The 4,728-nt window shown below is 59.9% G+C and carries 5 protein-coding genes and 1 tRNA gene; 3 read left to right on the top strand and 3 right to left on the bottom strand.

What is annotated here, in order from left to right; genetic code table 11:
• Window positions 1-509 precede the first annotated feature (509 nt).
• Window positions 510-1,643 carry a tRNA (guanine(10)-N(2))-dimethyltransferase gene (locus tag CW742_RS07480; RefSeq protein WP_292418600.1) on the bottom strand — a complete coding sequence of 378 codons (1,134 nt, stop codon included), beginning with the start codon at window positions 1,641-1,643 and terminating at the stop codon, window positions 510-512.
• A 60-nt stretch (window positions 1,644-1,703) separates the two neighbouring features.
• On the opposite strand from CW742_RS07480, the gene CW742_RS07475 reads away from it, so the two are divergent.
• The 3 genes from CW742_RS07475 to CW742_RS07465 all read left to right on the top strand — a co-directional run bounded on the left by CW742_RS07475 (window position 1,704) and on the right by CW742_RS07465 (window position 3,171).
• Window positions 1,704-1,778 (top strand) — tRNA-Arg (locus CW742_RS07475).
• A 52-nt stretch (window positions 1,779-1,830) separates the two neighbouring features.
• Window positions 1,831-2,673, top strand: coding sequence for a geranylgeranylglycerol-phosphate geranylgeranyltransferase (locus CW742_RS07470; protein ID WP_292418597.1), 843 nt, complete (start codon window positions 1,831-1,833; stop codon window positions 2,671-2,673).
• Window positions 2,674-2,757: 84 nt separating this feature from the next.
• Window positions 2,758-3,171, top strand: a complete 414-nt coding sequence (locus CW742_RS07465) for a polymer-forming cytoskeletal protein (protein ID WP_292418594.1) — start codon at window positions 2,758-2,760, stop codon at window positions 3,169-3,171.
• On the opposite strand, the gene CW742_RS07460 is transcribed toward CW742_RS07465, so the two are convergent.
• The gene (locus CW742_RS07460) at window positions 3,136-3,840 is read right to left on the bottom strand and encodes a DUF116 domain-containing protein (RefSeq protein ID WP_292418591.1); all 705 of its coding nucleotides are present in this window, start codon (window positions 3,838-3,840) and stop codon (window positions 3,136-3,138) included. The genes CW742_RS07465 and CW742_RS07460 overlap by 36 nt on opposite strands.
• A gap of 19 nt (window positions 3,841-3,859) precedes the next feature.
• Window positions 3,860-4,728: S-methyl-5-thioribose-1-phosphate isomerase (gene mtnA, locus CW742_RS07455; RefSeq protein ID WP_292418588.1), on the bottom strand; the 869-nt coding region annotated here is incomplete at its 5' end.

The raw sequence follows: 4,728 nt of genomic DNA, 5'->3' as shown, positions 1-4,728 counted from the left end.
GGAAATCGGTCCAGCACCCCGGGCAGCGGGTCGGTCTTACGCACAAGCTCGTGGACAGTGATCTGCTCAGTATCATTGTCGAGCACTGACGTTTTTTCGCTGTTGAAATCATTAATCAAAAGATGGGGGCTGATGCCCCCATACCCCTGGTTGTGATGAACGGCCGCTAAAGTCGAAGATCGCTTTGCGCTCTTCTCTCATCTCATCCCTTTGGGATTCGATGCACCGAAGGGCGCCCCGCGGCGGCTTCAATTTCTTTTTTGCTGATAACAATTCTTTGTTGGAGTATCTCTTTCAGGTAATACAGAGGCATCGCCTGCGCCCCCGAGTCGAAGAACGCTAACGCGTTCTTCTCCTGCTTCGGGTCTAATGACCCTCAGCACCCCCTGGGGGTGTTGAACCTCTTTAGAGGTGAGACACGAGAAGAACCTGCAAGGTTCTTCGAATCAGGGCTGGCGCGAGGGGGGGCGATCATAACAAGAAGCCGGGGATCTTACAGAGCAATTTTTTTACAACGTTCCCGTTGTGCGGTCGCCCCGCACCGCATCATAGATCACGGAGAGCGGCGCTGTTGTCCGGATCCCGTACCCGCAGAAGTGCGTCCGGCTGGCGGGGTAACCGGCAGTGGAAATTCTTTGGAGCACAACGTTGATATCCGGCGGGGAGCAGCGCAGCCGTTTTGCAATCTCGTGATAATCGTAAAAGCTCGAGGTCGGCAATTCATCCCGGCTGGTCTGCAGGACTTTTAGCACGTCCTTTTTTGTTCCCAGGTCCGCAGTGACGGCGGCCTCGAGGAGCCGGGACACGATCTCTTCCTTCGCGATCTTCCCGAGCCAGAGCGGCCCGATGGGGTGGAGCGGTTCCCCGCAGTGAGGGCAGGTGCGGGACACGGAGTGGAGCCCCGGCTGCTCCTCGCGGTACGGGCATTTTTTGCACTGGTGGAGAAAGCCGATATGCGAGAGCGTTTCATCGGCAGCCTTCGCGCCGCGGAGGATGCGTAGGTGGAGCCTTGTGAAGTGCTCGCGGGCATAGCAGAAGAGCGGCTCGATCCCCCGGTCGTACTTCACGGTCTCCCGCACGACAAACCCGAGCAGGATCCGGGGCCCGACCTCGCTGTGGTATTCCGTGTTCATCGGCTCGGACCCGTACCTTCGGATCCCGGCCGTCAGGTGGGCCCCGCAGAGCGGGGCGGTATCCGTTGCGGTCACGAAGAGGAACCTCCGGCAGCCCCGGATCGCGGCATCGATCACCCAGGCCGGGGTGCCGAACGGGTCGAGGTCCACGGCATCGAAGGACCGTTCTGAGAGCAGGGCATTCATGTCTCGCTCGATGACCTCGATTTGCATCCCCGCGTGGAGGACATTTTCGCGAATCAGCTCGATTGCTTTCGGGTCGCGATCCGCTATGGCAACGGGAATTCCGCATTCGGTTGCCACCCGGAGGCCCCGGATGCCGGTAGCCCCCATGGCATCGAGATATTCGTCGGGTTCGAGAAGGGGGAGGAGGAGGATGGTGATATCCCGGTTCAGTTCCATCCGGCGGTTGAAGAAGATCGGGGCGGAGCCGGGCGGGAACTGGGTGGTGTCATCCTGTACCGGGATCAGGATCGTTGTTTTCCCTTCTGTTGCCTCCGTCAGATCCATGTGCCGAAGATGTTGCAGCGCGCAAAACTTATACATATTCCCCCGCAATGGATATGGGCAGGGCGAGTGGCTTAGCCCGGACATAGCGTCAGCCTCCTAAGCTGAACGCCGGGGGTTCAAATCCCCCCTCGCCCGTACCAATCCTTTTCGCGCATTTTTTAGTCCGGGACTACCAGAGAATGATCCAATGAGCGCTGCCGGTTTCTTTACGATCATCCGCCCGGCCAATGCGGTGATGGCCGGTGTCGCCGCTGTTGTGGCATATTTCATTGCAACCGGCACGATCATCCCGGCAGCTCTTCTCCTCCTCATCGTGGTCACGCTCATCACGGCGGCCGGCAACGTGATCAACGATTACTTCGACGCAGACATCGATGCGGTCAACCGGGCCGACCGCCCTATTCCCTCGGGACAGGTCTCACGAGAAGCCGCACTCTGGTACGCGGTCGCGCTCTTCTTTTCCGGGATCGCAGTCTGCCTCTTCACGAACTGGATCTGCATCGCGTTTGCCGTCATCAACTCCCTCCTCCTCGCCCTCTACGCGGCCCGGCTCAAGAGCATGCCGCTCATCGGGAACATCGCGGTCGCCTACCTCTCGGGGAGCATGTTCCTCTTTGGCGGGGCATTCGCGGGAATGGATGGGCTCATCCACCTTTTCCCCATTGCAGCGATGACCTTCCTTGCCATGATGGCCAGAGAGCTCTTAAAGGACGCGGAGGATGTCGAGGGGGACAAAACCGGGGGGGCAGTCACGCTCCCGATCCGGATCGGCGTGAAGAAGACCGCCCTTGCTGCGGTTGTCTTTGTCGTGCTCTCTGCCATCGCGAGCACTGTTCCCTTCCTGTGGTGGGGCATCCCGTACCTTGTCCTCATCGGGATTGTTGACCTCGTCCTCCTCGGGGCAGCCATAAAGGCCCTTTCCTGCGACACACCGGCCTGCGTGCGGCAGTCGAAGGCATCCGGGATGCTCAAGTTCGGCATGTTCGCCTCGCTCCTTGTCTTCGTGGTTTCGGCCCTTTTCTTCGGGTAGTCCCTGGTACCCTTCGTACCCTGCCGGAAGGTTTCGAGCAACAAGTTTATCCCCGCACTGGCACCACAGGTAACAGTGAGAACAATGCCCACGGTGATCCGGAAAGGAACAACCTATTTTGCCGGGAAAGGCTCGTATTTCGAAGGGAACGTCAGGATCGACGGCGACTTCGTAGTGCCGCCCCACACGCATTTCTGGGGGCGGCTCAACGTCACCGGCACCCTTGAGCTCGGCCCGCGGTCGAGCGTTGCGCTGGATATCGCCTGCGGGAGTGCGGTCATCGGCAGCCAGTGCCGGGTCAAGGGGCCGATCGTCTCGCAGGGGGATGTCGTCATCCTTGATCATGCGGTCGTCCACACGGTCCAGGCTGGCGGCAGGGTCATCCTGCGTCCCGGCATCACGGTCGGGGATGTGACAAGCGGGGACGAGATCGTTGTCCACGGCAAAATTAAAAGCGGGAATTTAATCGGCAAGAGTATGAAGGTTCTCGGGGATTAACGCATGGTCTATCCCGAGAATTGCCACCTCGTACACGTCTGGCCAGTTGACGATGGTCTCGACACATCCCTCTTTTAAGGTCACGACCCCCATCACCACAAGCCCCATCTTGTCGGCCATGTCGATCCCCTCTTTCACTTCGGCAAGGCAGCCGATCCCGAGGATCGCCTTCGGGCGATACTTCTTCACCATGCGCTTGATGAAGGACGAGCCGGGCACGATAAAAATCCGGTACCCGAGGTGCTGCAGGAGGCTCTGTGCCTCCCCCACCGTACACTGGCCGCAGATCTTGCATTTGAGCCCTTCCGGCGTGAGATCGGCGGGGCACCGGGACGAGCGCAGGCACTGGGGCATGAATATTGCCCGCTCGGTAACGGGAATGGCCGCAAAGTCAGCGGCGTTCATGGTGTTGTGGAGCTTGATGAAGAACGAGAGCATCTCTCGGTCCTCGAGGCCGAGGAGGCGGAACATGGCTTTCATCATGCCTTCGAGAAAGACAAGCCCGGCCTTGATGAGTTCGGGGAAGTAGAGTTTCTTCTGCCGGATCGAGTAGATCGAGATGACGACAAGGATAAAGGAGACAAGGATAGCCGAGAGGATGACGATGACCGTGACCTGGCCGATGAAGAGCATCACGTGGTTCCAGGGGGTGAGGTCAACAAATGCCATCGGGCACTCCGGTTGTGATTTAATGGGATGTGGTACGAGATAAGTGTGACCGGGTATCGATGGGATCCCGGAGCACGCCGGTCTCGGTGATGATGGCGGTGACAAGCTCCATGGGCGTTGCATCGAAAGCCGGATTTTTCACCTTCGCGCCGTCCGGGATGTAGACCCTGCTGCCCATGGTCGTGACCTCCTCGCGGCCCCGTTCCTCGAGCTCGACATCGTGTTCGCTCTTCTCCGGATCGAACGTCGAGAGCGGTGCGGCAACATAGAACGGGATCCCGTGATGGCGGGCGCAGACCGCGTGCATATACGTGCCGATCTTGTTGAAGACCGCATCGTGGGTGATCCGGTCAGCCCCGACAACGACAGCATCGATCGCCCCGGACCGCATGAAGTGGGCGGCCATGGAATCCGTGATGACGGTCACGTCGATCCCGTCGCGGGCCAGCTCCCATGCCGTGAGGCGTGCCCCCTGCAGGAGTGGCCGGGTCTCGCAGGCAATCACCTTCACGTCTTTTCCGGCCTCGACTGCTGAGCGGATCACGCCCAGTGCTGTGCCCCACGATGAGCAGGCGAGCGCCCCGGCATTGCAGTGGGTGAGTACCGTGCACCGGTCCGGAAACAGGGCGGCGCCGTTCTTCCCGATGGCATGGCAGCAGGCTGTGTCTTCGCGGGCGATGGCGTCAGCCTCGCGGAGTGCGAGAATTCGTGCCTCTGCTGCGGTCTTGCATGGTACTATCACTGCAAGGACCCGGTTGATCCCCCAGCCAAGGTTGATGGCAGTCGGGCGGGTTGAACGGATCATTTCTGCCGCCTTTTTCACGGCCTCCAAAAACGCAGGGAAGGGACCTTCCGGTGCCGTAAGCGTGGCAAGGGCAACCCCATAGG

This window comes from Methanoregula sp. (assembly GCF_002835825.1).
Taxonomy (GTDB): domain Archaea; phylum Halobacteriota; class Methanomicrobia; order Methanomicrobiales; family Methanospirillaceae; genus Methanoregula.
The sequence above is the reverse complement of the archived record's forward strand: the minus strand, read 5'-3'. Positions and strand labels throughout refer to the sequence as shown.

What these genes read in the sequence shown, in the direction of transcription:
- CW742_RS07480 (WP_292418600.1), bottom strand. Translation starts at nt 1,643, where the DNA reads ATGGATCTGACGGAGGCAACAGAAGGGAAAACAACGATCCTGATCCCG.
- CW742_RS07470 (WP_292418597.1), top strand. Translation starts at nt 1,831, where the DNA reads ATGAGCGCTGCCGGTTTCTTTACGATCATCCGCCCGGCCAATGCGGTG.
- CW742_RS07465 (WP_292418594.1), top strand. Translation starts at nt 2,758, where the DNA reads ATGCCCACGGTGATCCGGAAAGGAACAACCTATTTTGCCGGGAAAGGC.
- CW742_RS07460 (WP_292418591.1), bottom strand. Translation starts at nt 3,840, where the DNA reads ATGGCATTTGTTGACCTCACCCCCTGGAACCACGTGATGCTCTTCATC.